The organism is Sporomusa sphaeroides DSM 2875 (assembly GCF_001941975.2).
Classification (GTDB): Bacteria; Bacillota; Negativicutes; order Sporomusales; family Sporomusaceae; genus Sporomusa; species Sporomusa sphaeroides.
In genome coordinates, this window is sequence record NZ_CP146991.1 from 4,496,400 (window position 1) to 4,512,662 (window position 16,263).

Here is a 16,263-nt window from a genome sequence, read left to right on the forward strand (position 1 = left end):
TGCCGTCAATTAAATATTAGGCGTTTGGTTGTCTCAAAAACAAGCTATTAAATTCTGTTCACCTTAAAAATAAAAATTGCAAACATAAACAAACACCCCTTTAGCCTAATATCTGTATCGATACTACTATATCATGCTGGATACATTTGTCAAGTGAATCTTTAAAATAAAAGTGCACTGAAACCTTTTTTAGGTGATACCTGCCTGAAATTCAGCAGATATCACCTTGCTTCCGCTAAATAAAAAGCTCCGGTTCCCGGCGATGGGAAAAATCAATTTCCAGCTCTTCCTTATGCCGGATATAGTTCTTATCATCATAGTACTTGGCATTCACAGGACAGCTTTTCACACAGGCACCGCATTTAATACAGATTCCCTTCATCTTGCTTGCCTCCTCGCTATCAATAGATCCCATCGGACAGAGGCGCGTGCATAACCCGCAATTGGTACACCGGTCATTTGTCTTTGGCGTTACCTTCCTAATATCGACAGGCTCGCCCTGCTCATTTTTAGGAATGTAGTAGTAGCGATAAGGCCTGTTACCGCTGACTTCGACCGGCTCAACGCTGTTTTGATCAATTAGCTTTACTTTTAGTTGATGCGCAAACTCCTTAACTATGGCCATATCCTGATCATCCGGCCTGTTTTTTGCCAGAGTCTTGGAGAATGAATGCTCACCGATAAAAGCACCGCCGGCAATAACCGTAAAACCGTTTGCCTGCAGAATATCCGTTAATTCAATGAGAGCATCATCATAATTCCTATTTCCATAAACAGTGACTGCAATAGCCAGTGCGCCATTGCCAGCAACCGAATTCAGGTATTTTAGTAAGACATTCGGGACTCTTCCCGCGTAGACGGGAACACCAAAAACCACAATATCATTTGCGGTAAATTGCTTTGGTTCCTGTCTGCTGTCCGGCAATGTGAAATCCTGAATAGTTACTTTTCGCTCTCCGTTGATATTCTCAGACAGCTTCTCAGCTATACCAACTATTATTTTTTTCGTGGTTCCAGTCGCACTAAAATACATCGCTGTAACTTTCCAATCCAAATGTTAAACCTCCCCCAAAAGAAGCAACATAAACACCCTTTTTGCTTCCATAAATTCCATTTCTACGGCGATTCAAAACCGCCACCTGCTTGCGCATTTATTCGCTTTCATGGCGCACGATTCCTCTTCTGCTGCCACAGTAGGCTTTGAACAGCCGGGAATAAACCGGCAATAACGGTTACTGCGCTTTTGCCAGCAGACTTTAAACTCCTAATTGGCAGTTGCATAATCAGCAAATGATTAAACAGCAAAATTCTACCTTATTAGAGCAAAATTACCGGCAGGTAACTGCCCGCCAAAGTGAAACTACTAGTTAAAGTCAGTATATAGCCTTTCGAAATAAAGAGGAGGGGTTTATGTGAACAAAATCATGATTTCTCCAGGCCGTTATGTACAGGGCGCCGGCGCTCTGGATGACATCGGCAAACATGTTGCCGGTCTGGGAACTAAAGCCTTAGTCCTTGGTGGCAAACGCGGCCTTGACACCATCCAAAAAGTGCTGGAAACCAGTTTTAAAGAACACAAGGTCAGCTATATCATTGAACACTTTGGCGGCGAATGCTCACAACCCGAAATCAACCGGATAGTAGCCAACATCAGGCAGAATGATGTTAATATCATCGTTGGCGCCGGTGGTGGCAAAGCACTGGATACTGCTAAAGCCGCCGCGTACACAGCAAAAATCCCGGTTGCTATTGTTCCGACAATTGCTGCAACCGATGCACCCTGCAGCGCTTTATCTGTCATTTACACCCCGGAAGGAGTTTTTGATTCCTATTTGGTATTGCCGAAAAATCCTGATTTGGTACTTGTGGATACTGCCGTTATTGCTCAGGCTCCTGTCCGCCTGTTTGTATCAGGAATGGGCGACGCACTGGCTACCTGGTTTGAAGCCGATGCCTGCGCCAAAGCCTTTGCCGGCAATCTCCCCGGCGGCTTATCCACCTCCGCCGCCCTGTGTCTTGCCAAGCTCTGTTATGATATTTTAATCGAATACGGCTTACATGCCAAATTAGCACTGGAACAAGGTGTCGCCACCGAGGCTGTGGAAAAAGTAGTAGAGGCTAACACACTGCTGAGCGGACTTGGTTTTGAAAGTTCAGGTCTTGCAGCAGCTCATGCAGTACACAATGGCTTGACCGTATTGCCGGAAACCCATCATGCCTATCATGGCGAAAAGGTTTCTTTCGGTACGCTTGTCCAATTAGTACTTGAAAATCGCTCATCCCGCGAGTTGGAGGAAGTACTGCATTTCTGCAAATCTGTTGGCCTGCCTGTTACCCTTAAAGAAATCGGTGTCGAACAGATCACCCCGGAAAAAATCCGTCAGGTAGCCGAGGCGACCTGCGCTCCTGGCGAAACCATCCATAACCAGCCTTTTAGCGTTAGCCCCAACACTGTTTATGCTGCCATTCTGGCCGCCGACGCAATTGGCAATGCTTATCTGAAACAAAAGTAACCACAATATTATCTATAAAGTAAAAGCATTATTTGTCGTCTTTTTTAGACAAATAATGCTTTTACTTTTTATTGATGCTACTCCTGAAATAACTTTACTGCTAACCCATCAAGTTCTCCAGCCATTATATTCACCTGTTCAACTTCTCGGGCCACTTCAGTTATAGCACCAGATACCTGACCGATCATATTTTCAATGCTGTTAACCTGGCGATAGTTTTCCTCACTGTCGGCTTGTATCATCTTGACCACTGTCTCAACTTTTTTTACCGACTCGGCACACGAAACCGCAAGATTGCGTATTTCCGCAGCAACCACCGCAAAGGAACGGCCCTGCTCACCAACCCTGGCCGCTTCGATAGCCGCATTTAACCCCAGAAGGTTGGTCTGGGTTGATATATTTTTTATCAAATTTAATACAGCCTCAGTTTCCTGAACATATTTCATTGATTCGCTCATCCTCTGGGAAGACTTGTTACTAACAGCGGCAATCTCCTGTGCTTGTGCCGAAATCTCTTCTGAGGTACTGGCCAGCATACTGATACTGTCCGCTAAGTTTTCCGCCATTTTTTTTAGGTTTTCCTGGCGGTCAACCGGCTCGGCAACCGATATGCAGCCTATTACTTCCCCAGTTTTATTGATAATTGGGTACGCATAAGCGATATACGGAACACCAAAAAGAGACTTATCAGCCTTGACAACAACCCGTCGATTTTCCGCCATAGCAGTAAATACCGATGTTCCAGGTTTTAATAAGGTTCCTGGGGAAATGTTCAAATTAATTTTTTTGCTTGGTTTTGCTAATAAATATTTTTCTCTGTCAGTAACGGCAACGCAAAAATCATTTGGCAGCAAATCGGGCAAAAGAGGGGCAACATAGAGAAAACAATTCAGCAATTCTGTGTCTGTCATAAACCGGTAATCCTTTCTCATTTTGCTGGCAGAACTATGGCCAAATAGAAAATCCCCCCAGGCGGAGGATTTTTCTATTTTAATCCAAATAACTACTCTTTAATGGGGTATTAAAAGAATACCTGCAATTGCAACTATATTGCCGATGATGAACAAAAGTACAGAAAATCCCATTAAATCACGGAGATTCATGTTAGCGATAGCAAGCAGCGGCAAAGCCCAGAACGGGCAAACAATATTCCAAATGCTTTCGCCCCAGGCTACCCCCATCGCAACCTTCCAAGGCTCTACTCCCAAGGTTGCTGCTGCAGGCAGCATAAACGGCGCCTGAACGACCCAGTGACCGCCAGCGGAAGGAACAAATATGCTAATAATCAGCGATGAAAAATAACAGGCCAGTTCAAAAGTATCATAGGTAGCAATACTTAATAAGCCGTCAGAAATAACATGAACCAATCCACTGCCATGCATAATGCCCATAATACCGGCATAAAAGGGGAATTGCAGAATAATTCCACTGGCAGTAGAAGTACCTTTACTGATAGCCTTAGCATAATTATACAAAGTACCATGAGCCAATATGCCTAATACAATAAACATAAAAATCAAAATATTAACATTAAGGTTAAATCCATTTTTCATGAAGTAGGCAATAAGATAAGCAAGACCGGCTAATCCCAACGTATAGTTGAGAATAGGACTTTGATCCATTTTATCTGCCAACTGCAGTTCAGAACCGGAAGCAGTTGCATCCAAATCCATTTCATCTTGAAATAACGCCGGATCGGCGATAACGGTATCTTCTTTTTTAGGAAGCATAAACATACAAACGATGGGGATTAGAATTGCCAAAGTAATTGTGATAAATAATGCTTGGGGGTGAAATATAGTCTGCGTTAACGGAACAAGTCCCATCTGACTTTCAAGAAAATGGCCTTTGGTGTTAATGACCAGCGGAACCGAAGCCGATAACCCCCCATGGGTTATGATAATTCCCGAAAATACGGCTGTTACCAATACGCGGAAGTCAGTATCGGTATGCTGTTTTGCCGCTTCGCGAGCCAAAAAACCACCGGCAATCAATCCTAGTCCCCAGTTAAGATAATACAGGCCCATTGAGACAAAACCAATAAATAATATAGTTTGTTTTGGCGTACGCGGAATTAGTACAATCTTTTGCAGCAGCTTGCGTACAATTTTCGCTGAAGCCAAAGCATAGCCGGTTATCAAAACCAAAGACATCTGCATAGCAAAAGCTAAGATATCAAAAAAGCCTTTACCCCAGTACTCAACTACTTCCAACGGCGATTTATTCGTTATACATATAGCCAGCGCACCAACAAACAAAGTAATAATCCAAACAATGGTAAACGGATCCGGCAAATACTTTTGCATCAAATTTACAAAGAACATAAGTATGCGATTTATCATTATCCCACTCCATTCTTCTGTGTTATTTTAGAATGCCAAATCTATCTTTTATTGCTTTCTCCTCACTTTCTAACAATGTAGCCTTCAACTCCACACTTAATTCTTTCGCAATAATCATGCCAATATAAAAAACTTATTCTATTGTGACAAAATTCGGTGTCATTCAATTCTTTTGATGACAATATTCATCAAAAGAATTGAATGAACTCCATTACTGCCTTGCCTCCGAGCTATTGTTAAAAGATGAAAAGATGCATCACTAGTGATGCATCTTTTCATCTTTTAACACAATTCCGAGCCTTTTGGCTTTTTTTACAATGGTTGATTGATCAACCTTTAATACTTGAGCAGCTTTTCTCGTACTGCCATATTGAGCCAATACCTTTTCAATGGTCTTTTTCTCGACATTATTAACAATTTCTTTTAGCCCCATTGCTTCGACATCAAGTTCAGCCACATAGGCCGGGTTTATATTTAACAAAGCACCTAATTGTTCACTGTTAATGGTTCCATTTGGTTCTGATATAATAACAAGTCTTTCAATTATATTTTGCAGTTCGCGAATATTTCCCGGCCATGAATACTGTTGCAAAATTGCATATCCCTTCTTATCCAAAGCAGCATTTTTTGCATATTTTGCATTGTATATTCCAAAAAAATGCCGGGCTAAGGTCTCAATATCTTCCGTCCGTGACCGCAGCGGCGGAATATGTATCGGAAATACATGCAGCCGGTAGTACAAGTCTTCGCGAAACCGCCCTTGTTTCACAAGCTCTTTAAGATCACAATTGGTTGCCGACAAAATTCGTACATCCAATTTAATAGGTTTAGTACCACCAATGCGGGTTATTTCCTTATGCTGAATTACTCTTAGCAGCTTCGACTGCAATTCCATGGGCATATCACCGATTTCATCAAGCAATATTGTCCCTTTATCTGCCAATTCAAACAATCCTATTTTACCGGAGCTAATTGCGCCTGTGAATGCGCCTTTGGCATAGCCAAAAAGTTCTGCTTCCAATAGGTTGGCGGGAATTGCCGCACAATTAACCTTTATGTATGGCCCCTTCTTGCGCGTACTGTGTGCATAGATTTCATTGGAAACCACCTCTTTGCCTGAGCCGGTTTCTCCTGTTATCAGTACAGTAACATCAAGATCGGACACTTGCCTAATGAGTTTCATAACTTTATGAGTCTCCGGGCTGTTGCCAATCATATTATCATTGATCTGCAGCTTTCTAAGGTGTTCCACTTCTAAAGCACTTCTCACCTTATCCTTTTCCACTGCTTTCATCTTTTTTTGGGACGCTTCCAGTTCGTCTTTCATTTGTAATAATTCGGTGATTTCCCGATCAATGGTCACGACTTTTTTAACATTACCCTTCGCATCCAAAACGGGAATTCCGGTAATCAGCATTTTCGTCCTGTTCTTCAGACTTGCCCCCACAGCGTTTACTTGCTTTTTGCAGCGAATTACCTCCGGTGTTACTGCATTTACATAAACGCCTTCAGCCAACAGGTCATCGACATATTTTCCGACTACTTCATCAGCTCGAATACCGGTAATTCTGGTATATGCCTTGTTTACATACAAAGTCTTTCCTTTACCGTCAGTGATATAAATTCCATCATACAAATAATCGCCAATATCTCTAAGGTCAGCTAGCTCACTAAACACCTTCTGCAAACTGCCAACAATCTCTTGGCATATCGCCGTTTCCAAATCAGCTTTTTGAATTTTTTCTACCAAATTTTCTAATAAAACAGCTTCTCTATTTTCTATTTTATTTTTCAACGCCTCCACCTCCTGTATGGCCTTAGAAAGTTGCCGTAATAATAGCCGTGTGTCTTTTTTAATAATAATTCGCTCAGCAAAAAATGTAACGTTTTTTAAACAACCTCCTCTTTTTTTACTTTTGGCACGAAAATTGCTTTATGTTTTTATTGAGCCTTACAACACCACACAAGGATACGCATGCAGTACCACAAGCCAAAAAAATTGGCAGCCATTGTTACGGCGGCGATCCCGGGAATCGCTACCACAGTAAAAAAACAAAAAAACTTATGAGGTGAACTATCATGAACAAAACAATTATTACAGTTGCAACAACAGGTGCTTTTCCAACTAAAGAGCATAATCCTAACATTCCCTTAACACCTAAAGAAATCGCCAACGATGTCTATGAATGCTGGCAGGCCGGCGCTGCTGTGGCCCATCTGCACATGAGGGATGAAAATGGCAACGGCACTATGTCCAAAGACAAGTTCCGTGAGACAGTCGGGCTTATCAGGAGCAAATGCGACATTATCCTCAACCTGACCACCTCGGGTGATTTACACGCGACTGACGAGACCAGGATGGCGCATTTTATTGAATTAAAACCGGAAATGGCTTCCTATGATGCCGGTTCTATGAACTGGATGCACAGCGGACTCTTCCTTAATCCTCCGCAATTTTTAGAAAATCTCGGTAAAACCATGCTTGAAAATGGCGTAAAACCGGAAATCGAGATTTTTGACGCAGGTATGATTTATAACACCCTCTATTATATGAAAAAAGGCGTTATTGCGGCGCCCGCACACTTCCAATTTGTTTTGGGAGCCGCAGGCGGCACTGCAGCCACAGTGGAAAACCTCGTATACCTCAAGAGCTTAATTCCCCAGGATTCAACCTGGTCGGCCTTCGGTATCGGACAAGGTCATCTACCGATTCTGTTTGCAACCCTCGCCTTAGGCGGTCATATTCGCGTAGGCATGGAAGATAATGTATATTATGCAAAAAAACAGTTGGCAGCCTCAAATGCCCAATTTGTCTCCCGCGCTGCCCGCTTAATTAAAGAAGCCAACAAAGAAGTCGCTACGCCCGATGAGGCCAGAGAAATTTTGGGACTAAAAAAGAAATAGGCAGGTGAAAAACATGATACAGAATATTGGTGTCATCGGCGCAGGTACTATGGGGCACGGTATTGCCTTATCCTTTGCCATGTATGGCTACAATGTAAATTTATATGATGCTTACGAGAACCAGCTAAAAAAAGCACTGACTGATATAGCCGATGAACTTGCCTTATTAGTTGAAGAACACTTCATTGAGCCTGAGGCCGTACAAGCCACTCTTGCCAGAATTAAAACCTATGGCGACCTGCGTCAAGCAGTTCAAGACAGAGATTTTGTAATCGAAGCCGCTCCCGAAAATCTGGAGCTTAAACAAAATCTTTTTAAGCAGCTTGATGAATTCTGTCCAAAACACACTATTTTGGCCAGCAATACTTCTAGTCTTCCCCTTGATGGCATGATGGCACTGGTTCCCCCGGAACGCCGGCAACGCATGCTTGTTAATCACTGGTATAACCCTGCACATTTAATGCCAATTGTGGAACTGTCCTGCTTTGGCAACATGCCGGAAGATATTTATAACGAAGTGGAAGCCATGTTTGCCACTGCTAAGAAACAAACCGTCAAAGTGCTTAAAGATGTTCCCGGCCTGGTTGCCAACCGCATCCAGCAAGGTGTTGCCCGCGAGGTTTTCTCCCTGATCGAAATGGGAGTCGCCGAACCTGCCGACATTGATAAAGCACTCAAATTTGGACCGGCTTTTCGCTACGCAACCACCGGACAACTGGAAGTTGCCGATTTTGGGGGACTTGATATCTGGTGCATCGTCGGCAATAATCTCCTGAAAGAAATGGACAATCGCAAGGAGGCCAATGACCTCTTAAAACAAAAGGTAGCAGAGGGGAAACTTGGCCTTAAATCCGGCGAGGGTTTCTATAAATATAACCCGGATGAAATTCCCGGTATTAAGAAGGAGTTTATGAAAAAGCTAATTCACCAGCTTAAAGCATCGGAATACTATACGCAAAAATAACCCTTCGCCAATACCAAGCAGGTGCCTACGCTCATGTGGCACCTGTTTTTATTATCGGAAAAACGTATAAACTTTTCATTGCATAAAAATCCATCTCTTTTGTAAAATATGTATGAGTATTCTTAACATGCTATTGCAAAAATTATGCCAATAATAACTCAACATTCTAATGGTAAAGTAAAATCACCGATTGTATGTCAAGGAGTAGCAGAAGGCTGTGCGAAAACGAAATTATAAATAGCCAAGAAGCAAAAAAGTACCCTGGCTTTTTCAAATCAGGGTACTCATTTGGATGTTTACTTGAATTAGAAGCGGCCTATCTAGGAATTCGTTTTATACTGTCTATGATCGGCTCACCGATGTAACCACTATCCTTCTATAATCAGCATGTCATTTTCATCAAACTTCCATGAGTCTGCATAGGCCACTTCCCAATAATACCCGTCCAGATCTCTGAAATAGCCACTATATCCGCCCCAAAAGACGAGCTGTGGTTGTTTGACGATACTGCCACCGATACCTTCAATCTTGCTGAATATGCTATCGACTTCTTCTTTGCTCTTGGCATTATAGGCTAAGGTAATTCCGGAAAAGCCGTTGCTAATTGCGGGAGGATTGGCTTCGTTAATGTCTCTTGCCAATTCCTCAAGTGGATATAATTCGAGTTTTGTACCGCCATTATTAAAGAATACAATTTGTGGATCTTCCTCATTATTACATGTAGCAAATCCCAGTCCATCCCGGTAAAAAGCACGGGATTTTTTAATGTCACGCACACCTAATGCAATAAGATTAATTCTATTCATAAGTAGCCCTCCCTGTATAACCAGCCTCCCGGCTTAGTGGTGGTAATTTTCCTGCGCAAATTTTTAAAAGCATAACCTTGCCCACAGGCAAAATTATGCTTCCATTGCTAACATGCTCCAGGCCTCATCCACTCCCATATGAACTTAACATATATAATATAACATGAGGCTTCTGATTATTCAAGGTTCACCGTCCGCAAACAACAAATAAAGAAAATTGCACCCAAGCGGGTGCAACTCATAAAGATATCAGTGGTTTTCCTGGAGTTTTGCGGCCTCTTTCAATAGCTTAATATCTCCGCACATTGGGATACCGTCGCAAGCCTCACTCATCAGACACTTCCTGCAAATTGAATTAGCCAAAAGAGTAAGGCGAGCAGCAACTGCTTCCTGCTTCTGCATACTGCCACCTCCTACCGCCAGTATACAGCTTCACTTTAATTAAGACAATTACCATATCATGGATTAAACAGCACCTATTTAGCAATAATCCCAGTATTTTCCTGGTTAGAAGTTGAGGTCACTTATTTTGAGCTTTTTACTTATTTATTGGAAAAATTCGGTTTCCGCTTTCCTATAAATGCACTCATACCTTCTTTTTGATCAGCAGAGGCAAAGCATAAGCCAAAAACTTCCGCCTCATAAGCAATACCGGATTCCAAATCGGTATCCATGCCGGTATTTACCGCCGCTTTGCACAACTGAACAGCTGCCTGCGCGCGTGCCATAATCTTTTCAGCCAGTTCTTTAGCCGTACTCAGCAATTCTTCAGCAGCAACAATTCTATTAACCAATCCAATCCGGTAAGCTTCTTCCGCATTAATCATATCGGCAGTATACAGCAGTTCTTTGGCCCGGCCTTTACCAATCAACCGTGGCAAGCGCTGCGTTCCGCCAAATCCCGGTACAATCCCCAAGCCCACCTCAGGCTGGCCAAATTTAGCCTTGTCTGATGCTATGCGTATGTCACAGGCCATAGCCAGCTCGCAACCGCCACCCAGGGCAAAACCATTAACAGCCGCAATTACCGGCTGCGGAATATTTTCCAGCTTATTGAAGATAGCCTGGCCAAATTTCCCAAAGGCCCGCCCTTCCAGCGGCGAAATATTTTGCATTTCTGCAATATCGGCGCCAGCCACAAAGGCTTTATCACCACTGCCGGTAATTATTACTACTTTCACACTATCATCCTGCGCAATCTCATCCAGCAGACCATTCAATTCTGTCAGAAGCTCAGAGTTCAGGGCATTTAACGCCTTCGGCCTGTTTAAGGTAATCATTCCAATCCCATTGTCAGTTTGATACAGTACGTTATTATATGTTGTCACCCTTGACACCTCCCGTTGCAAAATTGCTTTCTTACCGGACAAACACCCTAGCCTGCCTTGACCTTTTTAAATTCTTCAATTAAAGCAGGCAAAATTTCCATTACATCACCAACTACGCCGTAATCCGCAACCTTAAAGATCGGTGCATCGGCGTCTTTATTGATGGCAATTACCACATCCGATGATGACATGCCGGCTACATGCTGAATAGCACCGGAAATACCGCAGGCAAAATAAACCTTGGGGCCAACTGTTTTTCCGGTTTGTCCTACCTGGTGGAAATGCGGCTTCCAGCCGGCATCGACAACAGCACGGGATGCTCCGACAACACCGCCAAGAACATTAGCCAGTTCCTCAATCAGACAAAAGTTCTCAGGCTTGCACATTCCCCGCCCGCCGGAAACAATAACCTCAGCTTCCTCCAGGTTGCAGGAAGTTGTACAAACTTTTACAAGGTCAAGCAGCTCGGTACGGATATCCTGGCTCCTTACCTTGCTTGCAACCCGCACAATTTCTCCGCTGCGCGCAAAATCCTGTTCAGGCCGCTTAAATACTTTCGGCCGTACAGTCCCCATCTGCGGACGATGCTCAGGGCAAAGAATTGTGGCCATAATATTGCCGCCAAAAGCAGGTCGCGTCCAGGCCACAAGTCCGGTCTGCTCATCAATGCCAAGATCGGTACAATCTGCAGTTAGGCCAGTGCCAACCCGGCAGGCCACTCTGGGACCAAGATCACGCCCATCGTTAGTTGCACCGATAAGAATTACCGATGGTTTGTAAGTATTAATTAAGTCAGTAAATACAGCCGTGTAGCCATCAGTACTATATTGTTTTAACTCAGGAGCTTCTATCAAGTACACTTTGTCGGCGCCGCTGGCAAACACTTGCTTAGCCAGCGCCTCCACGCCGTCACCGATTAGCACTCCGGCCAGTTTTTGCCCTTTGGCGTCAGCCAATTTCCGGCCTTCACCCAAAAGTTCATGGCTTACATTTCTGATTTCGCCTTCCACCTGCTCGATAAATACCCATACATCGGTATAAGCTTCTTTATCAATTTTTACCGAGCTTGCCTGGGCTTCTTTGGTAATTGCACCTACAGGACATGCATCAACACATGCTCCGCACACGGTGCACGCATCGGTTATGCAGGCTTTGCCATCCTCCATAACCATTGCACCAAAGGGGCAGGAACTTATGCATGCACTGCAGCCAATACAATCTTCTTTATCAATTATTACCGCCATGTCAATGCCTCCGTTATACAATCTTTGCTGCTAATAATTTGCCAGCAAGCTTGGCTGCGGCTTCACGAGCCGAACCAGCCTGGATAAGTTCCCCCTGTACGCGTTGCTGCGGGGTAAAGATGCGGCGTACTTGGGTGGGTGAACCTTTAAGGCCAAGCTGCTCCGGATTAACGTCCATATCACCGGCTGTCCAGGTAGGAATTTCTTTGCGGTTAGCTTTCATGGTTCCTTTAACCGTCGGGAGTCTTGGTTCGTTAATGGATTTCAGCACCGTAAGCAAAACCGGAATCTTCGTTGCAATGATTTCATAGCCTTCTTCGTGTTCCCGCTCAACTTTGACAGTGCTGCCTTCCACTTCGATTTTGGAAACACAGGTTACCTGGGTCAAACCAAGATGTTCGGCAATCTCGGGCCCTACCTGGGCAGTATCACCGTCAATCGCCTGTTTGCCGCAGATAATCATGTCTATGTGTCCCAGTTTTTTTATGGCGCAGGCCAGTGTATAGCTGGTAGCCAAAGTATCCGCGCCGCCAAAAGCTCTGTCACTAATTAACAAGGCTTCATCAGCACCCATTGCCAGGCATTCTTTAAGAGCAGCTTTAGCCTGGGGCGGCCCCATGGTAATAACAGTGACCTTGCCGCCATGCTTCTCTTTTAATTGCAAAGCCGCTTCTACCGCATTTTTATCAAAAGGGTTAACGATGCTTGGTACCCCTTGACGGATAAGCGTATTGGTAACCGGATCAATTTTTACTTCGGTGGTGTCAGGCACTTGCTTGACACAAACAACAATTTTCATTGGATAAACCCTCCTATTTCTTACCGCAACAAGCTGCCGGAAATAACCATGCGTTGCACTTGGTTGGTACCTTCATAGATTTGCGTAATCTTCGCATCGCGCATGAGCCGTTCTACCGGATATTCCCGGCTGTAACCATAGCCGCCAAAAATCTGCACTGCATCGGTTGCAACCGCCATAGCCGCATCGGAAGCATACATTTTTGCCATAGCAGCTTCCTGTGAATAAGGCAAGCCTTGATCTTTCAGGTAAGCGGCACGGTAAACCAGCAGACGGGCAGCATCTACTTTTGTTGCCATATCGGCCAGCATGAAACCAATGGCCTGGTTGTTGGCAATGGGCTTGCCGAATTGTACGCGTTCCTTAGCATATTTCACAGCATGCTCCAGAGCTGCTTGTGCGATTCCCAGCGCCTGGGCTGCAACCCCAATGCGTCCGCCGTCAAGGGTAGCCATCGCAATTTTAAAGCCTTGTCCCTCTTGACCCAGCATATTTTCCTTAGGCACTTTTACATCCTGGAAAATCAACTCATTTGTTAGAGAAGAATGTATGCCCATTTTATGTTCCTTCTTACCGAAAGTGAATCCGGGCATGCCTTTTTCCAGGATAAATGCCGTAATCCCTTTTACGCCTTTTGCTTTGTCCGTCATAGCAAAAACAATGTAAATTTCTGCTTCACCGGCATTGGTAATAAATATCTTGCTGCCGTTCAAAATATAATTGTCGCCATCCAATACGGCCACAGTCTGCTGTGAAGCCGCATCGGTTCCCGCATTAGGTTCTGTTAAACCAAAAGCACCTTGTTTTGTGCCTTCGGCCAAGGGAACAAGATATTTCTGTTTTTGTTCCTCTGTGCCGAAATTAAAGATTGGCCAGGCGCATAGCGAAACAGTGGCCGATAAAGTAATGCCGACCCCGGCATCAGCTCTGGATAATTCTTCTACGGCTAAGATGTAGCTTAACACGTCGGCATCAGCGCCACCGTATTGTTCCGGAAAACAAATACCTGCAAAACCCATTTCTCCCATTGCGTCAGCAATCTCCCGGGAAAATTCCTCTTTCTCATCACGTTCAGCCGCCCCTGGCGCTACTTCCTTTTCAGCAAAATCACGGACTAACTTTTGCATAATTTTTTGTTCCTCTGTAAGTTGAAACTGCATAAAACTCCATCTCCTTTGTAAATAAATTATGAGCATACTTAACATGCTATCGCAAAAATCATGCCAATAAAAACTCAGCAATTGAATGTTAAGTAAAATCACCTTTTAGGGATATTGATGAAAATATTCATCACCTAAACAAGATTTTCCTGAAAAATCACATCTTTTCACTGATGAAAATTATCAGCTGTATGATGCAAAACATCATCAGTTTTGAGCTTATACCTTAAATTTTTCTACTGTTTTTTGTAATTCTTCTGCCATTCGTGCCAACGCCTGGCTGGAAGCGGCAATTTCCTCCATCGAGGCCGATTGTTCCTGCGTGGCAGCCGAAACACTTTGTGTCTGACCTAATGTATTTTTACTAATTTTTTCAATATCTTGTACAGAAAAAACCAGCTCCCGGCTGCCCTGTTCCATTTGTTCGACATCTGCAGTAATTCCATCGGCTTGTATGGATACCTGCTCAATAAGCCTGACAATCTCCTTAAATGCCTGACCTGCAGAATGGACAACCTCAGTTCCTACTTTGACCTCGCGGGTACCTGCATCCATAGAAGCAATGGCTTGAGCGGTATCTTCCTGAATTTCTCCAATTAATTGCGCGATTTGCTTAGCAGCATTTTGAGATTGCTCTGCCAATTTTCTTACCTCTTCGGCAACTACGGCAAACCCTTTTCCTTGCTCACCGGCGCGAGCTGCCTCAATAGCAGCATTAAGTGCCAATAGATTGGTCTGCCCGGCAATACCGGAAATAGCATCAACAATTTGTCCGATTTCTGTGGAGCGCGTCCCTAATTTAGCGACTACCTGTGCGGCATTATCTACAGCAATTTCTATTTGTTTCATTTGGGTTACCGTTATATGTACTGCCTTGTCACCTTCCTGGGCCGCACTGGTTGCCTGATTGGCAACCGTAACGACACTGCCGGCACTTCCGGTCGCATGCTGTATACTTGCCACCATCGTTGCAACCGCGTCATTTGCCTTATCCACGGTTCTAGCCTGAATCTCCGCCCCTTGCGCTACCTCATTAATAACCCCGGCGACCTGGGCAGCCGCTTGCGCAGATTGTTCAGCACTTGAAGTAAGCTGCTCTGAGGATGAGGCCACCTGCAATGACGAATTCCGAATATGTCCAATCAGGTTTTGAATATTTACCGTCATTGCCCGGAAAGAGTCAGCTAAATTGCCAATTTCATTTTTTTCCTGAACAGCAATCACAGTGGTGCAATCTCCCTGTGCAATTTTTTCTGCAACACCTTGCAATTGCTCTAAAGGTTGTACAATGCGCCGCGTTACTAATGCAACAATAAAGGCTGCCAGCACTACCAAAGCAGCGGCCGAACCAGTTGACCACATGCCTATAGAAAGTAACGGTCCCTTAAATTCGTCGGTAAATGCTGTAGAAATAATAGCCCACTTCACGCCTGGCAAAGCCGAATAGGCAACATATTTGTCCCTGTTATTTTCTGTAATAGCTTGAATTCCGGCTTCCTCATTCTGGATTTTTTTAATAATGCCTGCAAGTGCACTGCCTTCATCCTGGAGGGCATTATATTTTAAAATCTTATTTTCATCCTTATCTGCCACAACGGTACCGTCAAACTGATATAATGTCGCATAGCCTGTCTGACCAATTTGGATGGATTTCACTACCTGAAGTAATTCGTCGATCTTGACATTACCACCTAATATACCGACTATTTGACCATTATTTATTATTGGAACGGCCACTACGATAGCCATTTTCCCATCGGCCTTCCCAATCAACGGATCGGAAATGACCGTTTTACCGGTTGCCAGCAGCTCTTTGAAATAACTTCGTTCACTAATGCTGCCGGAGGTTCCGGCAGGAGAATACCAGACTCCCTGAGGATCTGATACCCAAAAGCTGCTGTATAACGTCATACGTTTGCTTTCCGTTAACAAGTATGAAATAATCGCCGACCGATCACCGCTTACTAATATTGGTGAGTTTGCTATGGCCTCCATTTCGGCTTTGCGTATCTGCAGCCAATAGCTAATCTCATTTGCCGCGACTTTTGTTGTATCTGTCAGGTTCTGCTCCACGCTTTGAATAATTACATCATGTGTTTTGGTATAATTGACAACCGTTAAAATTCCTGATGTTATTACCAGTACAATAATGGTTAATAATACAAAAATGAATCGAATACTTCTCACATTCTTTTCCCCTTTG

General features: G+C 43.9%; 14 protein-coding genes. 3 read left to right on the plus strand and 11 right to left on the minus strand.

What is annotated here, in order from left to right; genetic code table 11:
- Window positions 1-235 precede the first annotated feature (235 nt).
- Window positions 236-1,054, minus strand: coding sequence for an EFR1 family ferrodoxin (locus SPSPH_RS20705; RefSeq protein WP_075756100.1), 819 nt, complete (start codon window positions 1,052-1,054; stop codon window positions 236-238).
- A 358-nt stretch (window positions 1,055-1,412) separates the two neighbouring features.
- On the opposite strand from SPSPH_RS20705, the gene SPSPH_RS20710 reads away from it, so the two are divergent.
- Window positions 1,413-2,513, plus strand: coding sequence for a glycerol dehydrogenase (locus tag SPSPH_RS20710; protein ID WP_075756101.1), 1,101 nt, complete (start codon window positions 1,413-1,415; stop codon window positions 2,511-2,513).
- 77 nt (window positions 2,514-2,590) lie between these two features.
- Here the strand turns inward: SPSPH_RS20710 and SPSPH_RS20715 are convergent, their stop codons facing one another.
- From SPSPH_RS20715 to SPSPH_RS20725, 3 genes are all read right to left on the minus strand, one after another.
- On the minus strand, window positions 2,591-3,424 hold the full coding sequence (locus tag SPSPH_RS20715; protein WP_075756528.1) for a methyl-accepting chemotaxis protein: 834 nt from the start codon (window positions 3,422-3,424) through the stop codon (window positions 2,591-2,593).
- Between the two features lie 99 nt (window positions 3,425-3,523).
- A complete protein-coding gene (locus SPSPH_RS20720) occupies window positions 3,524-4,855 on the minus strand; it encodes a short-chain fatty acid transporter (RefSeq protein WP_075756102.1) in 1,332 nt (443 codons plus the stop codon).
- Window positions 4,856-5,114: 259 nt separating this feature from the next.
- On the minus strand, window positions 5,115-6,650 hold the full coding sequence (locus SPSPH_RS20725) for a sigma-54 interaction domain-containing protein (RefSeq protein ID WP_198930927.1): 1,536 nt from the start codon (window positions 6,648-6,650) through the stop codon (window positions 5,115-5,117).
- A 284-nt stretch (window positions 6,651-6,934) separates the two neighbouring features.
- Between SPSPH_RS20725 and SPSPH_RS20730 the strand changes: the two genes are divergently transcribed.
- A complete protein-coding gene (locus SPSPH_RS20730; protein ID WP_075756103.1) occupies window positions 6,935-7,759 on the plus strand; it encodes a 3-keto-5-aminohexanoate cleavage protein in 825 nt (274 codons plus the stop codon).
- 13 nt (window positions 7,760-7,772) lie between these two features.
- Window positions 7,773-8,723 (plus strand): 3-hydroxyacyl-CoA dehydrogenase family protein, encoded by a 951-nt coding sequence (locus SPSPH_RS20735; protein ID WP_075756104.1) that lies wholly within the window; start codon window positions 7,773-7,775, stop codon window positions 8,721-8,723.
- 368 nt (window positions 8,724-9,091) lie between these two features.
- Here SPSPH_RS20735 and SPSPH_RS20740 read toward each other — a convergent pair whose 3' ends face one another.
- The 7 genes from SPSPH_RS20740 to SPSPH_RS20770 all read right to left on the minus strand — a co-directional run bounded on the left by SPSPH_RS20740 (window position 9,092) and on the right by SPSPH_RS20770 (window position 16,247).
- Window positions 9,092-9,529, minus strand: coding sequence for a VOC family protein (locus SPSPH_RS20740; RefSeq protein WP_075756105.1), 438 nt, complete (start codon window positions 9,527-9,529; stop codon window positions 9,092-9,094).
- Between the two features lie 249 nt (window positions 9,530-9,778).
- Window positions 9,779-9,931, minus strand: coding sequence for a hypothetical protein (locus SPSPH_RS20745; RefSeq protein WP_158027067.1), 153 nt, complete (start codon window positions 9,929-9,931; stop codon window positions 9,779-9,781).
- A 140-nt stretch (window positions 9,932-10,071) separates the two neighbouring features.
- Complete coding sequence (locus SPSPH_RS20750) at window positions 10,072-10,857, minus strand: short-chain-enoyl-CoA hydratase (RefSeq protein ID WP_075756106.1); 786 nt, start codon at window positions 10,855-10,857, stop codon at window positions 10,072-10,074.
- Window positions 10,858-10,904: 47 nt separating this feature from the next.
- Complete coding sequence (locus SPSPH_RS20755) at window positions 10,905-12,101, minus strand: electron transfer flavoprotein subunit alpha (RefSeq protein WP_075756107.1); 1,197 nt, start codon at window positions 12,099-12,101, stop codon at window positions 10,905-10,907.
- A gap of 13 nt (window positions 12,102-12,114) precedes the next feature.
- Window positions 12,115-12,900 (minus strand): electron transfer flavoprotein subunit beta/FixA family protein, encoded by a 786-nt coding sequence (locus SPSPH_RS20760; protein WP_075756108.1) that lies wholly within the window; start codon window positions 12,898-12,900, stop codon window positions 12,115-12,117.
- 20 nt (window positions 12,901-12,920) lie between these two features.
- Window positions 12,921-14,060, minus strand: a complete 1,140-nt coding sequence (locus tag SPSPH_RS20765; RefSeq protein ID WP_075756109.1) for an acyl-CoA dehydrogenase — start codon at window positions 14,058-14,060, stop codon at window positions 12,921-12,923.
- Window positions 14,061-14,279: 219 nt separating this feature from the next.
- Complete coding sequence (locus SPSPH_RS20770) at window positions 14,280-16,247, minus strand: methyl-accepting chemotaxis protein (protein WP_075756110.1); 1,968 nt, start codon at window positions 16,245-16,247, stop codon at window positions 14,280-14,282.
- Window positions 16,248-16,263 lie beyond the last annotated feature (16 nt).